The sequence below is a fragment of the Methylomonas sp. Kb3 genome, assembly GCF_002834115.1.
Classification (GTDB): domain Bacteria; phylum Pseudomonadota; class Gammaproteobacteria; order Methylococcales; family Methylomonadaceae; genus Methylomonas; species Methylomonas defluvii.
On the sequence record NZ_PIZT01000043.1, the window covers coordinates 1 to 23,094 of the forward strand.

Below are 23,094 nucleotides of genomic sequence, written 5' to 3' on the forward strand. Positions count from 1 at the left end.
AGGTAAACCCTGCAGGTAGACATCGAACTCATATTGCGCCCCATTGGGTTGCTCCATGCCATGCAGATAAATCGCGCCAATCTCAGTGTCAACAAAAGTCAATCCGCTATCCAGCGCGCATATACGTTCCAGCAATTGCTCATTGAACAGCACGGGAATGGGAAAACCGCGCACCAAGCGTTTCAGCGTGGTGGCAATTTGCCCCATTTCCAACTCCACATCCTGCAATGTAATACGGGTAATACCGTTCCAGTCTTGGACGGGTGTGATCGTCACCGGCTTAAATGCCAGAATGTGGTCAGTTTCGACGTCAATCGAGCCACTTTTGCTGGTGACGCTGATTCGCCGACAGGCAAACAGAGCCGAGAGAAAGCCAATTCCGAACGGATGCTCATGGGCAACCACATCCGCATTCCAGCCGGATTCGGCTACTGTTAGTAGTGTTGCCATCGATTCGATGCCGTAGCCATCATCCAAAACTTGAAGGGTTTTGGTTTCAGGGCAAAAGTTAATCACCACCATGGCCGCATTGGCCCGGCGAGCATTTTGGATCAGCTCGCCCAGGACCGTGGTTTTGTTGGTGAAACTGAAGCGTAGACTTTTGACCAAGTTGGCTTGGTTGACTTTCATCGCGAGTTCGTTGTTTTGTGTGTTCATGTGTTATCTCCGGGTATAAAAATGCCCCAAGGACATGACATAGTCCAACCCCGACGGGGAGAACAGATCATCTCCCCGAGGTGGGTGATACTGGATTGGCCAGTGATTAAGTTAAAGAACGGCCCAACATCGAATTACGATGCCAACGCCAGATCAGTAGAAGATGGTAAAGGCCCCGCCCATTCCAGCAAGCTGGATTGCTCGTTTTCCAACACCGCATCGGGATCGATACCCCGACTGGCGAGTACCGTGCTCATTGCTTGGGTTAACAGGTCATGGCCTTTTTCCCGTTCCGATTCCCCACCGTGCTTGATCGCCCAAAAGGGATCGAATCGGATAGCTCGGCCATCGCGTTTGCACTTCTTGTTCACTTCGGTATGAAACGCCTTATCGAACGCTTCCGCCTGTTCGAACTGCTGCCAAAACCCTTTTCCGGCTTGCATATCTACAGGTGGTAACCAGCGGCGCTGGCGGCCGACCCAACGGTTCATTCGATCGATCAAGATTTTGCTTTTCGGAAAAAAGTGGATGGTACCGACGCCGGGATAATAGCGAACGTCAAAGTAACTGCCACCAATCCGTTGTCCTACCCGAAGCGCGTGAAAATGCTGCCGAAACACCGACACTAAACTCACGTCCGCTTCGGTCTTGCCGTCGAGCAAAGCGAACACCTTGTCGAAGTCGGCCAGCAGCCGTTCCGATTCCCAGTTCAAACCTTTCTGGTAAGAACTCGAGCCATGACCCGGCAGAATGAAGCGCGTGGTTTTGATCCGCATCCCCAACGTGCGATGTTTGTCGTTGGATTTCCAGCCCATGTAAAACACCGCGTTATCGCTGACATAGCGGGTGATCAGATCGAATACATCGCAGACCATGCTCAGTTGAATTTCACCTTGCTGATCGATGATGCCTTGCAGAAAGCCATAGATATTCGGTACGGCAAATTCCAAGGACTTCACCGTTTCGAAATCCGATTCCAAGCGTTTCTGCGCCGCCGATGACAAGCGTGATGTGACCTGCGTCGAGCGTAAAATGCAGGTCCAGGCCCGATTCTTCAGATCGTGATAGCGTTTAAACAGCGTCCGCTTCACCGCATCCGAAGACGACTCGTCTTCACTACTGATACCGCCACCGCTCAGTTCGCCGAGGGTTTTACCCAGCATGGCCCGATAACGACTGGCTCGGGCTTCACTGATCACGGCCTGTCGCGCGGCTTCGACCGCGGCATTGAACATCAGTACCGCGTTGTCGATGAAGGCGTTTGGTAAAGCCAACTCGTTGGGCAGTTGAAACTCACCGGCTAAATCGTCGGCCTCTCGACGATCCTGGCGCAAATCATCCAGAATACTGCCGAGTATGTCCTGCTCAAAAGTTGAGGTTTTGTTCAACCAGACCAAGGCCACCTCGACCGGTGTTTTGCGTTCGGCATCCTCGCCGGCGAACATTTCTGGCAGATACTCGACCTCGCCGTGCCGCTCGATCAAACGCAATAACAGCTGGCGTTCTTTCGAAAATGGATTGCGTACGGTTTCGGCATTAAGGATGGCGACGATTTCACCGTCGAACAAGATCTCCCAAGCCTTCAACACGTGCTTGGCCCCGTCGGCAAACGGCGGATTCATGATGATGTGCGAATAGACACTGCCGCTTTGAAACTGCAGAAAATCCATGCCTATCACCGCATAGCCTTCATCGCGCAGAACCGCGTGCTTGCGAATATCGATTTCAATGCAATCGATCGACAAGCGTTGGTAATGATCGCTAGGCTTGGCTTTGAGTAAATGCCCTTCGCCGGCAGAGGGTTCCAGGATCCGGACGAAACGGGTGTTCTTGAACATCGCCCAGGCTTTACGGCTCAAGGCTTCTGGCGTGGGATAATATTGATAAGGGTCTGTCATGGTATTCTCCAAAAAAGCCCCTGACGACCGATTTATCCCTGGCGGGATAGAATCATCCCGCAGGGGTAGTGTGAAAAAACTCGGCTTAACCGAGTGTCAAAAATGAAAACGGCGCATCAGATCAACGCGAACCGTTTGCCTTGAATGAAGTCCTGATACTGCCGGGCTTCGGTTTTTATCTTGAACCGGGCATGCACGCTGCCGTCGATCCAGATTTCCCAAGGCAAGCGGTTAAGTTCACCTCTGATCAGTTCCACCTCGCCAACCCGAAAATCGTCGTGTTGGTAAAGCACCCGGCGTGGGCTATCAATGCGAACGATGCACTGATCCAGCAACGCCGGACCACCAATATCGCCGGGTTCGATCAACAACGGCACTTTAATTGTGCCGGTCGAGCGACCGATCCAGCCGATGACATCGTGCTCATCAAGCCACGACTGACCGGTTTGGGTATCGCCGTAATAAACCCGAATTTTGCGCCGGCTATGGCGAAGCTGTTCCAACAACTCGACTACCGGTTCTGGTGTGTCGGCGTGATAACAGGTGCCGGATGGCAAACGCTGATAGCGAATGCAATGACCCGTGCCAAAGGTGTGTTCAAAGACTTGTGTCATGATGTTGTCCTCAATAAAAATACGGAAACATCACGATTCCCCAGCGGGAATAGGACATTCCCGTGTGGATGGATAAAAATGAGTGCCGAATAGAATGACGTGGCTAACTCAGGTTTTTGCAAATTGCGCGCTTAAACACCGCGCGCACTTTTCAGGATTGGATCTCCAGTACAGGTTTTCCCAAGGCTTGTAAGGCCAGAGGGATTAACTGATCTAAATTTTCCCAATCGACACTGCCGCCGTTGGCTTCGCCTTGTTGATAGGCTTCAACCAATCCCCGGCAAACCCGCATCGCCGCTTGCTCTTTCTTCAATTGCCGAACCGAATGATCCGGTTCCGGCCATTGTTCAACGGCCACGCATTCCCAGACCAAGCTTTCATCGCCCGACTCAAGGTATTCGTCGGATAATAACGGCATTGCCGCGGTGTCATCCCAAATGCTGGCATCGTTGAATGCCTGCTCGGCAAGTTGTTGAGCCGCTTCGGGACTATCCGCGGTGATACCGACCGACACCCTATGCACATAGTCGATTTCGTAGGAGACTACGAAGAACCGATTCACAGTCGCCGCCGTGACATTGGCTGAGGCGGGTTTTTCGTCTGGCAATTCGGTTTCCACCGATTCACCCTCGATCAATGCGCTTTCATAAGGCTCGATCTCCTTGTTGCAGTCCGGACAGCGATCGTTACAGCCGCAATCCCACACATCCTCCCATTCGGTTTGGCAGTAAGGGCAGCGGTACTGATTCAGATAGCGAACCGTGCTGTTTTCGACAGCGGTTGTGCCAACGATGGGTTGGTTGATTGTTTTCATGGTCATGTTCTCCAAAAAATGCAGGAACGACCACACGGCAGGATGAAGTTCCTGCAAGGGTAAAGTCGCTGAATAAAGCCGAAAATCGGCTTGCGCAGCGGGGTTGAATTCGCGAAAAAATCGGTATATGGTGGCTAAAACTCATTAAAAAGCAGAGAAAAAGCCATGATTGACGATATTTTGCGCATTTTTGATTTCCTCGGTCCGAAGCGGACAGAGGAGCTGATTCCAACGAAAAAACCGATGGCGATTCCGGTCGACGAACCACTAAAAGTCGTTCGACATTGCCAACAAATTTTCCAAAAATTGGATGTTTTGGAAGCCGACGTGCTCAAGCGGATTGATAATCCTGAACAAGCCTGGCCGTTTCTAAACAAGATTCGACAAATTCGTCGGGAAACCCAGAACGATTTGTTGTCGTTATTGCCCGAGGGCAGCTGGGTATTTGCTGATGAATCGAATCAATACGAGATTCCAGTTCGCCGTATCAATACGGCAACTGGAATCACGTTGCGGGTATTCAATGGCGGGCTTGCTGATTAACCGGTAACGCATTGGCGTTACCTTTCAGCGCTTCCCGCAATTGAAAAACCTGTTGGGCGGTTTTGGTGGTTTTGTCATTCACCAAATCTGATTCGCTCACTTTTTTAGACCGCCGACGGGGTTTAGCCTCGGTTTCCACCGAGACAATCGTCGGTTTGATTTTCAATAGCTCTCGCTCCAGTTTGGCGATTTCAATATCCGCCTCGTAGAGTTTGATTGTTTTCTGTTTGGCTTGATATTGAATTTCCAAGCGCTCCAGTTCGCGATTGGTTTCACGATTGCGACTCTGAATATCCTGACGTACCGAATCGGACATGGCCACCCAATCCATCTCATGACGGATTTGAGGCATGATGACCGGTAGCCGGTGTCGTGCCAAACGCTGCGCACGATACCGGTTAAACGTTTGAGTTACGTATTTCAACGCATTCAACAATTGCAATGCTGTTGCCCAAATCACCCGCAAGGCGAGGATGAACATCGCCAAAATAATGATGCCGAAAATAAAGTTCATTGAAGTTCTCCTTTAAAAATGTAAGAAAACACTTCGAATGAACAGCACCCGGCCGGGCGATGGTCGCCCGAAGTGGGATGAATTGCAGACAATTTGCCAGGGCAAACTGCGATTAACATCGGGCTTAACGCACCCGACACGATCACGGCTTAACGTGCTCGCCGTCTAAAGACGGAACGCCGACCGAAGTCGGATTCAGCATTCTTCGAAAAGAACACATGAAATGTCTGTCTGTCGAATGGGCTCCAGGAAGTGAGTGCATTCGACAAACTGTGGTTGCAATCAGCTACCCATAGCCACAATCCAAGGCATTGAGCCAAGGATTGGGCTACGGATAACGAACTGAGGATTACGCCGCCAACAACACCGCTTTCGAAAGTTCGAACAATTGCGCTCTCAACTCTGAAAGATCGTTAATGGTGATGGCAATCGGGAATAGATGATTGACATCCAATCCCAATCCCACGCCGACGGTTTCAATACCGCTATCCCGGCAGCGCTGCAAAATATCGAGCGTGCTCAAAGTATCGTTGGGTTGACCATCGGTCATGACCATCAACACTTTGCGCGGCTCCCAGCATCGCAGCAGTGACGCTGCACCAAACCAAATCGCTTCGGTCATCGGCGTACTGCCGCTTGCCCCCAGCGAAAAGGTACCGGTGCGGGCATTCACGCGTTGGCCATGCTCCAGCAAGCGAAATACCGAATCATCCTGACTCCCAGGAAACGCGGTCACGCCAGGATTGACGCCTGGAATACCTTCAAAGGCCAAGGCCAGTGCCAAGGTGGCTTCCAACGCAATCGGCATACGCGATCCGATGGGTTGGCCTTGGCTATCAGTCACTTGGTAACCCATGCTTTCGGATTTATCGAGTAGCAGATGAATTGCAGTATTGGGTGACGCTTTGGTTTGCTTGCGTTGAAACAGCTTGGTTTCGCCGAGTGGTAAGCGGTGTAAACGCTTGCCATCCATCCGCCGTCCACGACACGCATGTTGCGAGCGGTTGAGGGTTTGCGACTGCACCAAGCCTTGTAAAGCGGCGCGGATTTTCCCCGATTCGCCTTGCACCTTGCGCAGTAAAAACGCACCGGCCCGCTCGTCCATGGGTGGCTCGTGGCCACTGGGCATTAGCAGTTCTGACACGTTTTCCGCCGCCAACGACAAGGCTGATTTAAGGGATTCAAACAGGTCTTGTTCGATGTCACCGTCGCCGGCGGACAACAGGGTTTGCAAGACGCCCATCGGGTCTGCAATCTCCGTGCTCTCTTCGTTATCCCCTTGCGGGTTGGATGAAGAATTTTCTGTCTGCGTACTGGGGTCATCGTCAGGATTTTCCGGATTGGAATCATCGTTATCACCGGATTCTGAAGACTGTTTGTCGTCATTATCCGCAGGTAAACCTTGATCGTGTTCCATATCATCTTCGGAATCAGAGCCATTCGAATCTTCCGAATTGGCTGATTCACTATCTTGATCCGTATCATCCGATTCAGGCGGTGTGTCCTCATCTGCCGATGGCCGTGCCTGATTACGTTGCCGTTGTTGCTCGAGCTCCTGCTCAATCATGGTCAGGATGCGATCGGTCAACTGCAGGCAATCGGACTCCGATTGCAAGCCCTCCGGCACGTCGGACAGCAAACCCTTTAATCGCGTCACTGCGCCGATAGGAAACGTTGCCTTCAAAGCGGTTTCAGTTTCCTCGACCAACGGCCGTAACGCCGACTGACCCAATACCCTGGCACGCAAGCTTTTCAAGACATAGCTGTACAGAATATTGGCCGGATGATCGTCGATACGGCTGGCGACAAAGTCGCCTTTGGCAATCATCTTTTCGATCACCGTGCGAATCGTCAGTCGCGTACCCGGAAAGTCCTTGGCCAATTCATGCTCGATGCGAACATCTTCAATCGCGTTGCAAAGCCGCCGACGTAATACCGAATGCCCAAAGCGCAGCGCAAAATCCGAATAGCGAATATGCGCCGCCTCGTGGGCTAACAGGCCCCAGGCAATATCCTGATAATCCGGATCGTCGCCTTCATAGGCCGGTAGCTGAATCGATTTTCCATCGGTATAGGCTTGATCACCCCCGACACTGACTTTGACACCAAAGCGATTGCCAATGGCCGCCGCAACGATGGGGAATGCGTTGTGTAAGGTTCTATTTTTCATGGTGTGCTCCAAAAGTTAGGGGCAAACCACGACCCCAGAGGGACATGACTTTGCCCCAGTGGGTGAAGTGTTAAATGGCGTCCGATCAGAACCAGTAGTCCTGGTCGGAATCGTCCGCATCTTCATCGTCTCCCGCAGGCACCGTTGCCGGTTCCGTCGCGTGGTTCGAATCATGATCTTCTTCGGCACCGTGACTGGTTTCCAGATTGGACTGGTGCTGATCCAGCAAGACCTCCAACGTCCAGTCATTCGTTGCCAATTCCGAACCGAGTTCATCATCAAAGATGCCATCAAACAGATCGGTAAAATCCGGATTGTCTGCAACGGTCACAGCGATGACAGGTGCTGATGCTGATCGTACAGATGGCTCGGCCTCCGTTTGATCGAGGGTTTCTTCAACCTCAACATCAGCATCGGTCTCGATTGTCGGCACCTGCGCCGCCAATAAGCCTTCACCGTGCCGCCGGGTTTTATCCGGATCGGCCAGCAACATTGCCGTGGCGAGAATCTCCTGCAGCAGACTGCCCTCGATTGAACCCCGATTCGGGATTTTGCCGAGCAAGTCGTCAATGGTCGTTACCACCGGCGCTACGCGATGATCCAAAAAACTCAAGCCATCGAGTTTGTCGCGGATGCGTTTGATCGGCCTGAGCGCGTTGCGGGTGACTTGTTCCTTGCCGAGCAACGATTGTTCGACCAGCAAGTTGGCGTCCACCGCAATTTCATGGAACATCTGCTCGCTCAACGAACCGATTTTGCTTTCCAGGCGTTCGACCTCCACTTTTGGCAACTGTTCGGGTAAGGCCACCGACACCACCAGATAATCAAAGGTCAAGCGGGTAGCGACCAAGGCCACCGAGTCGATGGCTTTCTCGATGATGCAGGCAAATTCCGGATGTTTGACCATCCAGTCTTGTACCGCACCATCGTAGCCATCCAGAAACTCGGCCCGTGCCTGAGCAAAGTCCCCGGCGATCCGATCCAGTTCCGCCGTGACCTGCGCCGCTGCCGCGACCGGCACGATGAAGCCGCCGAGAAATCGGGTCCCGACGCGCAAGCAAATGCGTTCGGCTTCCTTTTTCAGACGGTTGAACACCGATAGACGGTCCGGATCGAGCAAGCGCTTCGAGCCCAAACTGGCCAAATCCTCCGGCGGCAACTTGCTACCGTCGGCTAGGACCAGATCCTCCTTGTTGAGCTTCTTACGCGCGCCGTAAATCGTGGCGTCGACTTTGACCAAGACTACTTGATCTAAAATAAGTTGAGTTTGTGTCATGTGAACCTCCTGTGGAAGAAGGCACACCGACCCCGAGGGGCGAATGGCCCCTTCCGGGTGAATGTTAAAAATACCTGCATCGAACCCGACACAGGACTAAACGGCTTGGCCTTAAGCCAATCAAAACCAGTGATCAGTTTGATCGGCCATGGCCAACGCCAGATCGAGCCTGGGTTTCAATAGACCCAAGTTTTCTGCCAACGGCCGTATGGCCTCGACGTCGGTATCGAATAACGCCAATACCGCCGTTTCGGCTTTCAGCTCTGCCGACACGTCACGGCCGCTTTCGGTGGCAATACCGACCGAAACGCCGGGATAGGCAGCGTGCTTCAAGGCCATCAACCACAGCCAGGGCAAAACCCCGTGTTCGAGGTGGATTTGCCCGCTGAGATCGAAGGCGTCCTCGCCCAGACTGGCATCGATTAGCCGCTGCCAACCGGACCAGTCGCTTACGGCAAGTCCTTGAGTCTGAGACCAGCTTCCCAGATCGCCCAACCAGCGCCGTAGTGCGATACCCATGTCTAGCAAGGTAACGTGTCCGGCGCGACAATCGACATGCCAATACAGCTTGTCGAGAGGGACCGGCGGGTTTCCGCTAGGCATGGGCGAGGAAGCGGCCATCGTAGTGGACCGGGGTAACCGGATGTTGCCGTCGGCATCGATTTCGACTTCGCCGACAAACACATAGCCCTTGGCCTGTTTTTGCCGTTCGATATCGTGCTGGCGAATCCCGGTTCGCGTATTGATGCTCGGCAGACGTGAAGCTGTCTTGCCCCAACGCGTCGAGATTGAACCATCGGCATTTGTGGTGACCGCCCAGTCTTTGGAACTGCCATCACTATTGCGATAGCGGAACAAACTCCACACGGCCATGGCTACACCGCCCAATCGTCACCGAACACATCCTTGGCGATGCGATGAATCGCTTCGCGTTCGGCGGGTTCGGCACGGAAGGTCAAGGCTCGATCCAGCGAATAGGCGAGGGCATTCGGGGCACTTTTGAAGGTCGCCACCAAGGTTGCCCAGCGCACTAAACCGCGTGTCGATAACGTCACCGACAACATGCCTCCGCCGTCCGCACCGCCGATGAAGACTTTACGAATCTGGTTGGCGACTTTGATCATGCTTTCCCGTACCGATTCCGGCATGGTCGGCACGACATCGGCCAGCAGTTTCATTTCATCCTCGGGTTCCGGGTAACCGACTTCCATCAAGCGGAACCGATCCAGAAAAGCGAGGTTTTGCCGCAACACCCCTTGGTACAAACCCGATTGGTCACCCGATCCGGCACTATTGCCGGTGGCCACCAAACGAAACTTGGGATGCGGGGCAATCACATCTCCGGTCTGCGGAATCGTCAACGGCTTGCCTTCGACGATTTCATTCAGACCAATGAGTTCGGCCGGATCAATAGCGTCGATTTCGTTGAGCAACAGCACATGTCCCAGGCGAACCGCCAGGGTCAAGGGACCGTCGATCCACTTCATCGCGCCGCCGTCGACCAGCATATACTGTCCCAGCAGGTCATTGAGTTCCAGTCGACCGTGACCGGTAACCGAATGCACACCCCAATAGAGACGCGCCGCGACTTGCTCCAACAACGAGGTTTTACCGGAACCGGTCGGACCGGTCAGGTATAAGCCATCGCCGTTATGCGCGCCTAAAAACGCCAGCACGTCGCGCAAGTGATCCTTACGAAACACATAGGGCTTTTGCGTCGGCACATAGGCATTTTGTCCGGGTGTAAAGCCTTCTACTTTCATAGAGGCCGGGGCCGGAATGCCGAAGGTATCGGCAATGGAATAAGATTGATACATGGTGAGCTCCTCGAGGACTAGCCTCAAATGACAAGGGGCGCACCGCCCCGAGGGGTAATGAGCCCCAACGGGTGATTAAAACCCTGGCAAACCAGGGCCGATAAAAAATTAACGCAATTGCATGATGCAGTACATCGCCCATTCGGCACGGGCCAATAGCTCCCGATCCATCAAACGCAGGATGCGCTGAATGTCTCTTCTCAAGCCAGGGTCCGATAGTTGACGGTGCAGTTCCAGCAGCAAACGTTTTTTGGCCTGAATATCGTTGCTATGGGCAACGTGCAACCAGCCATGCAATGTTTTCCAAAAGTCTTGATTCATAATGACCTCCTTCAATAGATAAAAGGGGTCATCGGGTCCCGTGAGGGTGATGAACCCCAACGGGACAAACTAAAATCACCAGGCTTGACGCACCTGGCACACGAGACAAACGCTCATGCCGCTTAACAACGGAACGCCGGTCGAAACCGGATTCGGGATTCCACGAAGGGAATGCCTGAACGATGCGGGTTTTGGGTTGGACTTTTTTAAAAGCCCACCCCAAAACCGACATGCCCGAACCGAATCAATCATGACGTCAATCAATGAACATCCCGTAACCACGAGGGTTACAGGATGTCTTGAAACGAACCCTTAAAACCAAAAGTCCACGCCAGCCAGGTCTTTCAAGGCTTGGGCATCGAACGGGACTTCGGCGTGTTTACCGTCGTCGTCCCGGCAGGTCACACGGACTCGCGTGGCCGACGGTTTTCGATAGACATCGAGCTTCGAAGCCTGAACATCCGGTTGCAAGGCTTGGAGTGCCGCCTTGTAATCGATGGCACCCTGGCTTTGAAAACGGCTGATACGCAACCCGGAATGCTCGGCAGCCAAGTAATCGCCCATCAACGCCACCAAGGTGTCTTCAATGCGCGACTGCTCATCCTCCAACTGGTTGATTTGGCTTTTCAGATCCAGGATGGTCAACGCTCGTTGCCGATAGGTTGCCGCCAGTTGTTGCCATTGGAGCTCCACCTCGCCGTGCGGAATGTACAAATCGCGTTCGGGATCCTTAGGCGGTTCCTTTTTCGATTTGACCGCCGACCAAAAATCCATCGCGGTATCGACCAACTCGGTGAGAAAAACCTCATCGCGCTGAATCTCGAACTCGATGTCCTGGCCTTGGTGGTAGAAAAACAAAAAGCCGCGTTGCGCTTCAGACACCAGCAGTTGCTGTTGCACCTGGCACCAATACAACTGATAGGCGGCCGAGGCTTCCTGATTCAACAGTACATCCAAAAACGTGGTCTCGTGCGGGCATTTGATTTCCACGGGTTCATTCGCGTCGGATAAGCCATCGAAAGAAGCACGCATCAACGGATACTGTTCCGACTCGCCGCACAGCGGTAACAACAGTACATCACGCTTGTCTTCGAAACGTTGTAAGGCTTCGGGTTCTTGCTGGATGCCGGCGCGGATCAACGGGTTGTTGTCCAGGTTGGCTTCCAGCACCAGGCTGGTTTTCTCCGCCCAGAGTCGCCAGGGGGTTTTGTAAGGCGAACGGTTCATGACGATGGCCGCTTCGCTGGCACTGAGGCCTTGTGACCGCCATTGCCGCCAGGCGGCTGAACGTTGCGAAACGTCGATGACCTTCATCGCGAAAATCCGGTCAACTGCACTTGGCAACCGAAGCGCACCGACTCGATACCGAGCTTGTGCAACTGGGTCTGGCAACGCCGGGCCCAATGGCCATCGCCGAACAGCAACAGCAGTTCGTCTTGCGCCGGCAGACACACACCGCCAAAACTCTCGGCAAGTGTTGTCAGTTCCGGTTGGCTCAAGGGCTGCGGGTTCGGTTCGTTGGCCTGGGGTCGCCACAGGCGTTCCAGAAAACCACGGCCGTGACGGCGAAATACCGTGGGGGAATCGTAACGTTGCCAGTCGGTATGACAGGGCACGCGGTTCAATGATTGATCGTTTGTGTTCATGACCTCTCCTGATAAAAAGCAAGAGCGTCATGTCCTACCCCGTGGGCGAATCATGACGCCCTCGTGGGTGGTTAAAGAATTAGGGATGACAGTGTTTTAAGCTGCGTGCCCCAGAGTTTGACGGGCTTGGTTCATCGCCATGTCTTTCGCTGACAAGGGTGGCATGCCAGTGTTTTCGGTTTGTTCCAGGGCTTGTGTTGCCTTGGGTTCAAATTGCGATACCTTGTCCAACTCAGCCAAAGCAAACGTCAGATCGATGCCTTTAAACTTCTGATTGGCATAGTCGTAGGCCGCTTTCCAGGCGCCTGCCGCCGCAGTCCGTCTAACCAACTCTGCGACCGCTTTTTGTACCTTGGGATGGATTTGCGACAGGTCGATCACGTGCGGTGTAGGCTCGGATGCTCCGGTAAACCGATCATCAGCATGGCCAACATCGGTTTTCCAATGCGTCACTTCGCCATCTATCACCGAACCGTCGACAATATCGTCGAGCGCTTTGCCATCCATTTCCTCGGCCGCATAACCGCATTCCTCCGGAAATGCTGCCCTTAGTGAAGCTGCTTTACCGCATTTGGCCAATTGCCCCTTGGGACGTTTGATCCACATCGCGGTCGGCACTTGCGAGTTTTTACCGCCGGCCGTGCTGTAGGCTTCCAGCCAATAGACTTCCTCGGTAAAAGCGCAGCGTTTACCGCCGACGATCCGGTACACAGTAACCGCCACCCATTCGGGAAAGGTCACGGTGACACTGGATTCCTGCCATTGCTCGTTGTCGTCTTTGTAGCGACCGGTAAAGGTTTTGGTGACATCAGGTCCCCAGACGGGTCTGTCCATGCCAGCCCAAACGCCGGTTCGCGACGCGGTGGTCTGGATTTCCATGATGGACGGCCAGACGGTTTCGACATTGCGGCCTAAAGCGGCACTCCACATCGGCACGATATGCACCGGCTTTTTGAAGATGTCGAGCTTGCGGGCCTTGCAATAATCCAGCGCCATCAGAATGGCTTCCGGAGTTTTGGCGGTCGGAAAGGTGACTTCGGTCAACACTTTCCAGGATTGCTCCGACAAACCATAGCTTTGCTGGACAACTGCCGGCATCGGCAAGTCACGGGTTTTGGGTAAATTGTTGCGGTTGTTTTGGCTCATGGTGGGTCTCCTTCAATAAAAAAAGGGAACGCCATCGCCCGCCGGGGAATGGAATTCCCCTTGGGGTTCAAATACCGAAGCCTGAAACGGATCGGCGGTGTAAACGTTATATCCACGAACGCCAATAATTGGCGAACCATGACTTAATGCATGGGCATATCGCTGTAGTCGTCATTCCAATCGGCATCTTCGGGCGCCGCTGGAGATGATGACGAACTGGTGGCGGTTGCCGATGCATTAGGGCGATCCAGCATCTGCAATTCAAAGGCGGCGATTTCAGTACGGTATCGTTTGTCATTCGCTTGGCCCCATTGCTGGGTACGCAAACGGCCTTCGATGTAGATCTGACTGCCTTTGTGCAAATACTGTTCGGCGGTATCGGCGAGTTTTTTGAAAAACACCACCCGATGCCATTCGGTCCGTTCCTGTTTGCCGTTTTTAGGATCGTTCCAGACTTCGCTGGTTGCCAAACGGACGGCGACGACTTTGCCGCCGTTGTTTGGCATAAAGCGAACATCCGGATCGGCGCCAAGCCGGCCCAGCAAGATGACTTTGTTCACGCCGCGATTGGCCATGATGACATTCCTCCTGTCGGCCGCGCCCGACTCAAAGATAACAATACCCAGCGGCGCGGCGATGGGAATGCCGGCCGTCGAATCCCCGCTGGGAATCGAGACGCCCGGCAGGGTAAACACAATCAATAGTCACATCAGGCTTGACGCACCTGACACGCCGATGGAAAACCACCGTCGCCGCTTAAAAGCGGAACGCCGACCGAAGTCGGATCAAGGCGATCTTGAAAGACCCGCCGAGAAAGTCTGAGAAGAATCGGGAGGCTGATGGCCAACCGATTCCGTTGACGGGTATTGAAGCAGAAATGTTTTGAAGGGCTCTTGCAGCTGACGCCGAATACGCCATCAGCTGCGGAAGGGCCAAAAAGAATCTGGTTTACGATCGCGGCCCACTTATCAAACTTGGGAACCGCTCATGTCCGAAACAGCTCCACAGCCTAAACCAGCCCCGCGCCGCGCCATCAGTCGACCAATATTTGAGCGTACGTTTAGCATCAACAGCGAACAAGCCATTCGCGTGATTCGGAATAGTTACCACCGGTTGATGGTGTCGTTGTACGCGATCGACGTGATCCTGCGCATCATAGGCCGAGAGGAAACGGTCGATGAAATCGAAAGCCTCGTCAGCCAGATGATTACCGAATGCGCGGAGCAACTGCAGCAGGAAAAAAGGCGACTGGAAAAACTCAAGGCCGACAACGGCATCACCGAAACGCCGACCTACACGCACCCCAGGGAATTTGTGGCCAAGATTGCCTCGCCGCAGATTGCGCAATTCGTCGAGTTGATTCGTTTACTGGATCAGTTGATGATCGTGATGGACACCTTGTGGCTATGCCAGGTCATTTCCAACAAACATTGCATTGATGCACGTCTTCAGTGGCAGCAGCGGTTGCAGCGGCTAGCCAATAAAATTGTGACGATGGAACGGCATGCGCATCAGGCGGCGTATGCTCAAGGGCATGGTGATGAGGTACGGTTAGCGCGGCAGGAATCAGGGCTGTTGAATGAGCCAGAGCGACTTTCCGAAGATGAGGATTCAGTGGTTGATGAGACCGACTCGGATAAAGCAGGTGTGCAATGACCGCCAATCCGGGTGAAATATGCCTGAGTGTTTCGTTATCCGAACAGGAGGCTTGGGATTTGGCGCAATTTTTAAAGCGAGCCGGATTTGCCGATTTTCGAAGTAACGCAATCGATGATGAGGAGGCTTATCGTATGCTGGCTGTTGCGCAAAAACTTAGAAGTAACTTGGCGGCAATTGGCTATAAACCACGCTAGCAAACCATATCAGTAATTCCTTAGTTGTTAGAGTTTCGACCAATACAGTACTATCAGTACTTTATTTTTTATTCTCGAGCTCAAGGATGTCCCAAGCAAAGCAGGCTTTCGATTATTCAATTAAGGATGCTGAGGAGCTTCTAGCTCATTTCGACGCAATCAACACCAACCCGCCCCCGGCAAACGCTGAGGTTTTAAAACGAGCAGGTCTGGTGATGGCGCTCACTGCCTGGGAAACTTATGTCGAAGATCGCATAACCGAAGCGATGAATATCCGTTTGGGAGCTGTGGCAGGCAGTTATGTCGGCGACTTCATACACAAAAAGCTGCATCAAGACCTCAAGCAATTTCATAATCCTAGCTCGGACAAAACCAAACGCCTTTTCCTAGAGTATGTCGGTATCGATGTAACCTTGGGTTGGACATGGGCCAATACCGATCCTGAGCGAGCTCGAAAGTCCCTAAACGACTGGATTTCTAAACGAGGCGATGCCGTTCATCGGTCGAAACCCATTAACAATGGCGCACCGCAAGCACATTTGATACGACGTGACGAACTCGAAAAAGTCATTCGGTTCATCAAAGAATTAGTCAAAGCAACGGATACATATTTGGATGCGAATCTCTAATAGCTACCGAATTAACGTTTTGCTCTAATTTATTGGGCAACTCACCCTTTGTGCTATAAACTCCCAAATACAGAAAGATAATCCCGTTCTCTTTTGTTCGGCAGACATAGAGGGCGATGTGACCAGTAAAGGTCAATCTATTTTGGAGAATGCCGATGTCACAAACCGCCCAACAAGGTGGAGCCTCCGTGCATGCGCGCGGGCAAATTCCATCCACCGATCTCAGTTCGCTCATTCATTTTTTGGTGAAAGTCTTTCCGCCATCTGGTGAAGATTCCGGTCACCCACTCGGTTGGTCTGTTTTAAAGTTTGATCCTGAAAAACACCGGCTCAGCATAAATACATACGGAATACTTCGACGGCTTCTTGCTCTAAAAGAGTTTCGTGAGGCATTCCGCCAAGCACCCGATAGTGGATTTCTGAGGGATTTAGTTAATCCACCTAAAAACTTTACCGCGAAACTCGGCGGCCGAATTTTTCATGACAATATCACTGGTCTCTCTCAGGCCATCATTAAATTAAAACGCCTGATTGTTGATGATATTGAGAAACTCGAACTTTCGGCCGATAGCCTGTTGATTAAAGACCCCGAGGTGACGTTTGAAGCATTATCCAAACTAACGGGGATTAAAGATTTTCTTAAAGAACTGCCGGCACAAATAGTAGCAATGGAATTTGCTAAAACTGACCGGTCGGCACAAGATCGCGAAAAAGATGTTGCACGTTTGATCTCTGCCCAGGAAGAAATTCAAGCTGAAGATTGGCTGGATCGCATGGCATCCAGCATTTCAAATGCCCATGCTTATCGAGACGACGAGTTTGATAGTGTTCAACAAGAAAAACTCCTTGAAACGCTTCGGCAGGACTTTGATAAACAAGATAGCCAAGTGACTCGATTCTTGAATTTTCTTGAGGACGAAGCGTTGTCTCGAGTGCGGTTGCGAGTTAGCTTTGCGATTATGGATAGTCTGGCTGCCCAAAAATCAAAATCAGAGCATGCCAATGATCGGCGATTTGTTGATTATATTCATAGAGTCAATCAGCTATTCGAGCATTACGGAACTCCAGAATCGCCCCATTCACTGCACTTTGATCTTACACGTACATTTGGGTTGACTGCGGAATTTTCCATTGCAGACGAACTGATTAAAGCGTTGTTCTACAACTGCCTGCCAGTTTGGGCAGAGTGGAATACTCAACTATTTGAGTCGCGTCGGGTCGATCCACAATCACGTGGCGTTTCGGTTGTTCGTGAAGTGAGTTATCGATTTCGCGTGAACGGCAAAGATCCGCGTAGTGAGATGGAACCGGCTTTTGATGCCCGGCTTAATCGCCTGCGTGACATACTTATTGATGACTCCGGTAATGAAATATCGCCGGTTGTATTGCGCAGAAATCTTAGCGAGCTTATCGTTTTATGGCTGGTTTTGAATCCCAGCATTCAATCATCAGACTTGATAACTGAAGCCCAGCAATTGTCGATTCGATTGAGAGGGCAAGGCCAATCGGCAATTGTTGCGATGCTGGATGATTTAAGCCTATGGAGTCCCAACGTCAAGGAATTAAGCAAAACACTGGTTGCCCTGTTACGTACCAAATCTAATAATGTCATTGCTCACGCGCAACGATCAGTTGATGATTTATATTTGGTCGTTCAGCAGAGCGTGGTGGACTGGTCTTCCATAGAGCGATCCAAGGGTAGAGTTCGCGATCCGTTAATCAAGCCAGCATCAGGCCAACCCGAAAATATTGAGTGGTTCAGACATATTCAAATTGCTCGAAAACCGGAGGAAGTGCCTGACGCCTTATTTTCGGTTTGTGTTCGGACGGAGTTAAACGAAAGGACTTTGGCCGAAAGGGACGATGAAAATAGTATTTTTCAAATTCACCGGGAGCTACCCAGTCAACTGTTGAATATTACCTGGAGACCATTCCGGGTTGATGAAAATCAAAATCCTATAACTAAGCTGTCTCGAGTCAAGATTGAGCCTCAGTGGCTCATGCCCGCAGGGATCGACATTTGGTACGACCCCGAGCGTTTGAAATACCGTAACCATCCAAAATATTCCGAAGAAGACAGTCGGCAGTATCGCGCCGCCGCAGCTACAGCAATGACTGTTTTGATTTATGTGGTGCTTCAGGTATTGACTGAAAAGCTGGTTTCCCAGGCCGGAAAACGGATGCCGGCGTTGATGGTTCGTTTTCAACAGCAGGGTAAAACTGCGGCCAAGGATGAGGGAGATCATTGGATATATGCCATTTCACAAGCCGTCGAATCCGCATTGATGCGCGATCTTCCCGTGCGAATGCAAGGTCTCGTGGCGGATGGGCTAAATCATCATTACAAAGCCAGAGGGGCGGCTTTTGCATTATCGGCCGCATTTCCCCTGATTGTTGCAACCAAAAACTTGCCGTCGGTTAATAAGGTTGCCGCATTGGTTTATAGCACTCGACCTTGCGATGATCACCCGCAAACCAATGATACCGATGGCTTTATATTTCGAGCAAAAACTTATCTTGCGGAAGCTGTTAATGAAACATCTGTCGGTTATCGTCTGTCTTTTGACCGTATGCAAACCCATGTTGTGGAAACACGCGATTCATTTAAAAGTCCAAAACTCATCGTTGAAGAAGTTTCCAGGCTGCAAGCCCTGGGTTACGAACACATCATTCTGGTGTCTAGCCATTTCGGTAACCGGCGTATCAATCGTTCGGCACAGCGGCATTCGCCACATACACAAACAGCATTTCTGGACGAGGTGGCTAGTAAGTTTCCCCATGTTAGTCTGTACATGCTGCGGCGAGACGTATTTCCAGCGACCCGACTCCGTACGCGTAGTAAAGCCGAATCGGCGTTTGAAGCTGTGCGCATTTCGGACCACGATGAATTTGCCTTTGATCAAGGCGATGGCGTACTCAAGCAACTTATCCCGGTCTATACCTTTGCAACTTTGGCTATTGTCGGCAATGACAACGCCGCTAGGCCGCAATCGGGCTTTTGTACCTATTTTTGGGACGCCGATTATCAGGTGAAAAATAGTGAGTGGCGGGAACGGGTTCGTTCAAATCTCTTAGGGTCTGGCAACGGCGTCCGTGATTGTCTATTGGCGGTTCTGCGAGGATTGCATTTCCTGGAAGCTGAAAAGCAACCGGATGGCGGCGTTTTTAAACCGGTATTGGATCCTTTCGGTTGGGTGCAACCATCATCTAGCGGTGCAGCAGGAGAAATTGAGGTCCAACCTTCTAGCCGACGTAAAGGCAACGTTTTGCTGTCATTACCGGCATTGTTGTCTCATGTTACAGAAAGCCTTCATAGTGGGTGATGACCTTGCTTGATCCTATCCAACGACATTCTCTGTGGGGCCAGACATTCGAAATTGCTGTCAAAAGAGGTGTGCTGACAGCTTTAATGGCAAGTACCGTTCAGGATCTGGATACTATTGATTTGACACCCTGGAAGGCATGGGATGCGGCTGACGTGTATGCTACGTTGGCCAAAGAACTTCGAGAAGTCGATCAAAACCTGAAAGCCAGAACCCGTGAAACCGCGCGGCATCTTTTCGAGTTGGGAATGGGGCTGGGGCAAACCGCCATGCGCGAATATTTGCGAAAATTAAAGCCTGATGCTGAGGATTACCGCATCAAAGCGTTGTGGTGTCCGTTACAGCTGCCTCGACTACAGGGCGACTTCGATGCCGAAAGAGAAGATGCTTTGCTGGCATGGGCCGCAGCCTTTGGACATGAGCGGATTGAATCTGCTTTGGCGAATAAAGGCTTTCCAGCCAGAGCCGATTTCTTGCTATGGTTGGAGCCACGTTACGATTCCTTGGGCCGCGAATTTCTGTGCCTGGAGTTTTCGCTAAACGGTTTGCCAGAAACCGCGGACTACAGCAAACCCGATGCCCACTTGGAAGAACTTCGGCGTTTTGCATGGTTCATGGATACTCGTAGCGTATTTTCCAGAGTATGCGCTGAAGTTTCCGGGGAAGAATTTCTTCTGTCTCCCGACATAAAAAATCATTTGCCGGCATTTACCGGTCGCGACAAGCCCCTCTACAAATTATGTCAGGCCGCTTCCTACGTACACACCTCTATGCGATGGCTGAAGAGCCAAGGACTTGATGACAAGCCTTGCAATGCTCGCGCACTTTCCATCACCCAAAATGGCTTTGAAAGTTTGGCTGCCAGATTCTTTTCCAGGCCTGAAGTCGATCCCAGAGTTTCCCTGTTAGAGAGTCTGGGTCGGGCCTATCGCGACACTGAAAAAGTGCCGGATTGTGACGAAGAAGCGTTGAACGATCATATCCGCTATGCGTTTGACAAAATTCGCAAGGCTTTACCCAAGGCGATCAGCAAGCAGTTTGTCGACATGTGCGCGCTGCCTGAACCCGGTAAAAACCTGGCCTTTAATTTTTCTGAAGACGTAGAGGGATTTCTAAATCCGATGGCTACCATGCCCTGGCAAGAAGCCTTGTCTTGGGTAGATTTAGATTCGATCATAGCCGATTTCCTCAAAGCCAATCCTCAAACGGCGATTTCGGAAACCCTTGCAGAGCGAGTCAAATACGGCCAATCTGTGCCATTACGCGATTTACACTCAGCAGCCGTCGTTGCCGGCATGCGATCGTCAGCACCGGGCCAAATGACCGTGTTGGGTCTAGAAGGTAATCCGGGTATCGGTAAAACCACTGCCGTTGTCAGTTTCCTTAAAGAATCCAGCGAAGGCTTTTTGTTTCTCTATGTCAGCCCCAGGGTCATTATCAATGACGATGTCACCGAAAATCTGGCAAGGGATAGAACCAACAATCAACCCAGCGGTATTCTGACGGTTACCACTAACTCGAAACTCATCGGTGCTGCCAAGGCATGGTATGAAAAACAAGTGCTGGACGGCACGGTACCCAAGCGAATGGTCGATAGTGCTGTAGTGGCCGACGGGGTTGAAAACCTTAAACACCCAGGCAACAGTACTCTGATTCTTTCACCTGCCACAAAAGAAGAGTTGGAATTGACACATATTGGTTCCAGTAATCGGAAACGAGCTGAAACCGAACGGCAGGACAGAATGGAAGATGACAAGCGACCGGGCGTTTTAAAGGTGTTGTCTCTTGCGACACGAAATCTTCTGGCTGAAAACACCGATATCAATCGCGTTGTGCTGACTGCGGCTATCCAGGGTTATCGAGAATTGGGCGGTGATAAGAGCACTTTGTCCGCCCTGGATTATCTATTTAAAAATCCGACTAACAAACAGGCTGGAAAGCTGGAGCGACGGGAGTTTGCGCAGCGTATCCAAACCATTGTGGTCATGGTCGATGAATTAACCGGTGATGGTGCCGGTGCTCCATTTATTCATACTGTGGCCCGATGGCTGGATCAGCAATTTATCCGACCTTTCGATAAAGAACCGTTGTTTCGAGTGATTTTGATTGTATCCGATGCCTCTTTGGGTAACGAGATAGTTCTTGATCGATATCTCAACAGTGGCAAACGCACCCCAGATAAGGTCCTGGTTTCCAAAAGTGCAGGGAAAAGACCGTTTCGATTGTCCGCCATGCGGGTCAGGATCGGTGGAAAACGCGTGCCGGTTCTGCACATCATGACGAACAGCTACCCGGCAACCAAGTTGACCATCGATTATCGGGTTAGGCTGGATTCGATCAAGCAAGGTGAATTATCCGACGGAAGAATACAAACCGTGCGGCAGGCCATTGCCGAGCAACAAGGTGAAGCGATTATTGGTAATGTCATCCAGGAAGTTCGGCGGGCGCTGGATTCAGGCGCAGACCAGGTTATTTTTTTCGCGCAGGACAAGGCCTTTCTGCGTTCGGTCCAAACACTGTTAGTCACCAGTGAGGATGGCGAGCCATTATTGTACGCATCGCAGGTGGCGATTTTGGATTCGAGTGTCACCGCCGCCAAACGCAAGGCTCTGATTGCAGATGATAGGCGGGATACTGTAAAGGTATTTTTAATGACTTCTAGTGGTGCTCGCGGAGTCTCTTTCCCGAAAACCGATTGGATCATCGCTCTGATTCCACGCTTTGGCATTGAAGCGGCGTTGATGGAAGTGGCTCAGTTGATTTATCGGGGCCGTGGAAAATACTACACGTCGGATGACGGCGTGCTCTGCGATGACGGAGATTGGAAGGATCGCCGCTTAGTCATGCTCCTGCAAGATTTTCTGCCACAGGATGAAGTTCCGGAGCCTCGACAATGGCTAAGACAGGTCAGCGATCTCTTGACCTATCTGGTCATGCTTCGAGCAACCATTTATACCCGCATTGTCGGTGATGCAGGCCTGGATAAACAGAATCTTGCCATGGTTCCGGTGGGCGGCATTGGCAGCGAAGAAATGCTGTCATTGATGAGTACGCATGTTAGAGCGTTTTTGAGAGAAGCAGACGTATTTTTGAGGGACTTCTCGGCGGATGTGAATCGGCGTGGTTTGGTCGCCAATGCCCAAAAAAATACGCAACACTTGTTTTCGAAGTTTTCATTGGACGCGACAGCGCGATCTAAAGACTTTAAAAGCGTTGTTCGACTGGAGGATATTCAGACATTTTCCAGGCGCGCGAGTGCTGATAATGCACCTTTATTGATTTCACCGAATGACGATCCCGATTGTTTACTGCCTGATCATCTCTATTGTATTGGCCCCTTTTGGCTGGAGCATTGGGAGAGCCTTGAGAAACAAGAGCGGTTTAACGTTGAAGGTTGGTCAACTGATGTCGGTCATCAAAGCGAAAAGTTATTTGGAGAACTGAGCCATATTTATAAGGATGAAACGTTGCCTTTTAAATTGCGACATTCCGCTGAAGAACTATTTCGAATACTGGCTCGTAAAAAAGACGAGGCAACACGCGAATTTTCAACGGTCAAAGCGCTTCAATCACCTTCAACTTGGTTGGTTGTGCCATTGGATTACTCAAGATTCTGGAAAAAAGATGCTAGTGGCAGACTTCCTTCGCTTGGCGATGATGAAATCGCTTGGAGGGATTCGCTTGGTGCCTGCATACCCACCACCGCAGAAATCTTACCCGTCATTCCACGCTATGCGGATATCCCTTATGCTGCGGTGATTGGTGAGCAAGATCCGGCAAGACTGGAGCTGATTTTTGATGATAGATACTTAGCAGCATCCAATGAGCTCAATTTGTTAAACACTATCTTGCTTGCAGAATAATACTGTTGTT

20 protein-coding genes are annotated in these 23,094 nt (G+C 51.5%); 6 read left to right on the forward strand and 14 right to left on the reverse strand.

Annotated features, from left to right (window positions below):
• From CWO84_RS25005 to CWO84_RS15085, 4 genes are all read right to left on the reverse strand, one after another.
• The coding region (locus tag CWO84_RS25005) for an ATP-binding protein (RefSeq protein ID WP_240618070.1) at window positions 1–657 on the reverse strand (657 nt) is incomplete at its 3' end.
• Window positions 658–791: 134 nt separating this feature from the next.
• Window positions 792–2,555, reverse strand: coding sequence for a DUF4942 domain-containing protein (locus tag CWO84_RS15075; RefSeq protein ID WP_101053543.1), 1,764 nt, complete (start codon window positions 2,553–2,555; stop codon window positions 792–794).
• Window positions 2,556–2,671: 116 nt separating this feature from the next.
• Window positions 2,672–3,169 (reverse strand): hypothetical protein, encoded by a 498-nt coding sequence (locus tag CWO84_RS15080; RefSeq protein WP_101053545.1) that lies wholly within the window; start codon window positions 3,167–3,169, stop codon window positions 2,672–2,674.
• A gap of 151 nt (window positions 3,170–3,320) precedes the next feature.
• A complete protein-coding gene (locus tag CWO84_RS15085) occupies window positions 3,321–3,983 on the reverse strand; it encodes a hypothetical protein (protein ID WP_101053547.1) in 663 nt (220 codons plus the stop codon).
• 165 nt (window positions 3,984–4,148) lie between these two features.
• On the opposite strand from CWO84_RS15085, the gene CWO84_RS15090 reads away from it, so the two are divergent.
• Window positions 4,149–4,526, forward strand: coding sequence for a hypothetical protein (locus CWO84_RS15090; RefSeq protein ID WP_101053549.1), 378 nt, complete (start codon window positions 4,149–4,151; stop codon window positions 4,524–4,526).
• Here the strand turns inward: CWO84_RS15090 and CWO84_RS15095 are convergent.
• The 10 genes from CWO84_RS15095 to ssb form a co-directional block, all read right to left on the reverse strand.
• The gene (locus CWO84_RS15095) at window positions 4,504–5,040 is read right to left on the reverse strand and encodes a hypothetical protein (RefSeq protein WP_101053551.1); all 537 of its coding nucleotides are present in this window, start codon (window positions 5,038–5,040) and stop codon (window positions 4,504–4,506) included. The two genes, CWO84_RS15090 and CWO84_RS15095, sit on opposite strands and share 23 nt — an antisense overlap.
• A gap of 349 nt (window positions 5,041–5,389) precedes the next feature.
• On the reverse strand, window positions 5,390–7,210 hold the full coding sequence (locus CWO84_RS15100; RefSeq protein ID WP_101053553.1) for a VWA domain-containing protein: 1,821 nt from the start codon (window positions 7,208–7,210) through the stop codon (window positions 5,390–5,392).
• A gap of 85 nt (window positions 7,211–7,295) precedes the next feature.
• Complete coding sequence (locus CWO84_RS15105) at window positions 7,296–8,486, reverse strand: DUF3150 domain-containing protein (protein WP_101053555.1); 1,191 nt, start codon at window positions 8,484–8,486, stop codon at window positions 7,296–7,298.
• Window positions 8,487–8,606: 120 nt separating this feature from the next.
• A complete protein-coding gene (locus tag CWO84_RS15110; protein WP_101053557.1) occupies window positions 8,607–9,359 on the reverse strand; it encodes a hypothetical protein in 753 nt (250 codons plus the stop codon).
• 2 nt (window positions 9,360–9,361) lie between these two features.
• A complete protein-coding gene (locus CWO84_RS15115) occupies window positions 9,362–10,303 on the reverse strand; it encodes a MoxR family ATPase (RefSeq protein ID WP_101053559.1) in 942 nt (313 codons plus the stop codon).
• Between the two features lie 108 nt (window positions 10,304–10,411).
• The gene (locus tag CWO84_RS15120) at window positions 10,412–10,624 is read right to left on the reverse strand and encodes a hypothetical protein (protein WP_101053561.1); all 213 of its coding nucleotides are present in this window, start codon (window positions 10,622–10,624) and stop codon (window positions 10,412–10,414) included.
• Between the two features lie 312 nt (window positions 10,625–10,936).
• Window positions 10,937–11,938 (reverse strand): lambda-exonuclease family protein, encoded by a 1,002-nt coding sequence (locus tag CWO84_RS15125; protein WP_101053563.1) that lies wholly within the window; start codon window positions 11,936–11,938, stop codon window positions 10,937–10,939.
• Window positions 11,935–12,270 (reverse strand): hypothetical protein, encoded by a 336-nt coding sequence (locus CWO84_RS15130; RefSeq protein WP_101053565.1) that lies wholly within the window; start codon window positions 12,268–12,270, stop codon window positions 11,935–11,937. Before CWO84_RS15130 ends, CWO84_RS15125 begins: the two co-directional genes overlap by 4 nt.
• A 96-nt stretch (window positions 12,271–12,366) precedes the next feature.
• Window positions 12,367–13,416, reverse strand: coding sequence for a phage recombination protein Bet (gene bet / locus CWO84_RS15135; protein WP_101053567.1), 1,050 nt, complete (start codon window positions 13,414–13,416; stop codon window positions 12,367–12,369).
• A gap of 143 nt (window positions 13,417–13,559) precedes the next feature.
• Entirely contained in the window at window positions 13,560–13,991 is a 432-nt protein-coding gene (gene ssb, locus CWO84_RS15140) for a single-stranded DNA-binding protein (protein WP_165786341.1), read from the reverse strand.
• A gap of 412 nt (window positions 13,992–14,403) precedes the next feature.
• Between ssb and CWO84_RS15145 the strand changes: the two genes are divergently transcribed.
• The 5 genes from CWO84_RS15145 (at window position 14,404) to CWO84_RS15165 (ending at window position 23,084) form a co-directional block, all read left to right on the forward strand.
• The gene (locus CWO84_RS15145) at window positions 14,404–15,072 is read left to right on the forward strand and encodes a hypothetical protein (RefSeq protein WP_101053569.1); all 669 of its coding nucleotides are present in this window, start codon (window positions 14,404–14,406) and stop codon (window positions 15,070–15,072) included.
• On the forward strand, window positions 15,069–15,269 hold the full coding sequence (locus CWO84_RS15150; RefSeq protein ID WP_101053571.1) for a hypothetical protein: 201 nt from the start codon (window positions 15,069–15,071) through the stop codon (window positions 15,267–15,269). The genes CWO84_RS15145 and CWO84_RS15150 overlap by 4 nt, the downstream gene beginning before the upstream one ends.
• Before the next feature lie 86 nt (window positions 15,270–15,355).
• The gene (locus CWO84_RS15155; RefSeq protein ID WP_101053573.1) at window positions 15,356–15,898 is read left to right on the forward strand and encodes a HEPN domain-containing protein; all 543 of its coding nucleotides are present in this window, start codon (window positions 15,356–15,358) and stop codon (window positions 15,896–15,898) included.
• A gap of 155 nt (window positions 15,899–16,053) precedes the next feature.
• Complete coding sequence (locus CWO84_RS15160; protein WP_101053576.1) at window positions 16,054–19,221, forward strand: hypothetical protein; 3,168 nt, start codon at window positions 16,054–16,056, stop codon at window positions 19,219–19,221.
• Between the two features lie 5 nt (window positions 19,222–19,226).
• Window positions 19,227–23,084 (forward strand): helicase, encoded by a 3,858-nt coding sequence (locus CWO84_RS15165; RefSeq protein ID WP_133120701.1) that lies wholly within the window; start codon window positions 19,227–19,229, stop codon window positions 23,082–23,084.
• Window positions 23,085–23,094: the final 10 nt, after the last annotated feature.

Excerpts from the sequence above, each read along its gene's own strand:
- CWO84_RS15075 (WP_101053543.1), bottom strand. The coding sequence starts at position 2,555 with ATGACAGACCCTTATCAATATTATCCCACGCCAGAAGCCTTGAGCCGT.
- CWO84_RS15080 (WP_101053545.1), bottom strand. The coding sequence starts at position 3,169 with ATGACACAAGTCTTTGAACACACCTTTGGCACGGGTCATTGCATTCGC.
- CWO84_RS15085 (WP_101053547.1), bottom strand. The coding sequence starts at position 3,983 with ATGAAAACAATCAACCAACCCATCGTTGGCACAACCGCTGTCGAAAAC.
- CWO84_RS15090 (WP_101053549.1), top strand. The coding sequence starts at position 4,149 with ATGATTGACGATATTTTGCGCATTTTTGATTTCCTCGGTCCGAAGCGG.
- CWO84_RS15095 (WP_101053551.1), bottom strand. The coding sequence starts at position 5,040 with ATGAACTTTATTTTCGGCATCATTATTTTGGCGATGTTCATCCTCGCC.
- CWO84_RS15100 (WP_101053553.1), bottom strand. The coding sequence starts at position 7,210 with ATGAAAAATAGAACCTTACACAACGCATTCCCCATCGTTGCGGCGGCC.
- CWO84_RS15105 (WP_101053555.1), bottom strand. The coding sequence starts at position 8,486 with ATGACACAAACTCAACTTATTTTAGATCAAGTAGTCTTGGTCAAAGTC.
- CWO84_RS15110 (WP_101053557.1), bottom strand. The coding sequence starts at position 9,359 with ATGGCCGTGTGGAGTTTGTTCCGCTATCGCAATAGTGATGGCAGTTCC.
- CWO84_RS15115 (WP_101053559.1), bottom strand. The coding sequence starts at position 10,303 with ATGTATCAATCTTATTCCATTGCCGATACCTTCGGCATTCCGGCCCCG.
- CWO84_RS15120 (WP_101053561.1), bottom strand. The coding sequence starts at position 10,624 with ATGAATCAAGACTTTTGGAAAACATTGCATGGCTGGTTGCACGTTGCC.
- CWO84_RS15125 (WP_101053563.1), bottom strand. The coding sequence starts at position 11,938 with ATGAAGGTCATCGACGTTTCGCAACGTTCAGCCGCCTGGCGGCAATGG.
- CWO84_RS15130 (WP_101053565.1), bottom strand. The coding sequence starts at position 12,270 with ATGAACACAAACGATCAATCATTGAACCGCGTGCCCTGTCATACCGAC.
- bet (WP_101053567.1), bottom strand. The coding sequence starts at position 13,416 with ATGAGCCAAAACAACCGCAACAATTTACCCAAAACCCGTGACTTGCCG.
- ssb (WP_165786341.1), bottom strand. The coding sequence starts at position 13,991 with ATGGCCAATCGCGGCGTGAACAAAGTCATCTTGCTGGGCCGGCTTGGC.
- CWO84_RS15145 (WP_101053569.1), top strand. The coding sequence starts at position 14,404 with ATGTCCGAAACAGCTCCACAGCCTAAACCAGCCCCGCGCCGCGCCATC.
- CWO84_RS15150 (WP_101053571.1), top strand. The coding sequence starts at position 15,069 with ATGACCGCCAATCCGGGTGAAATATGCCTGAGTGTTTCGTTATCCGAA.
- CWO84_RS15155 (WP_101053573.1), top strand. The coding sequence starts at position 15,356 with ATGTCCCAAGCAAAGCAGGCTTTCGATTATTCAATTAAGGATGCTGAG.
- CWO84_RS15160 (WP_101053576.1), top strand. The coding sequence starts at position 16,054 with ATGTCACAAACCGCCCAACAAGGTGGAGCCTCCGTGCATGCGCGCGGG.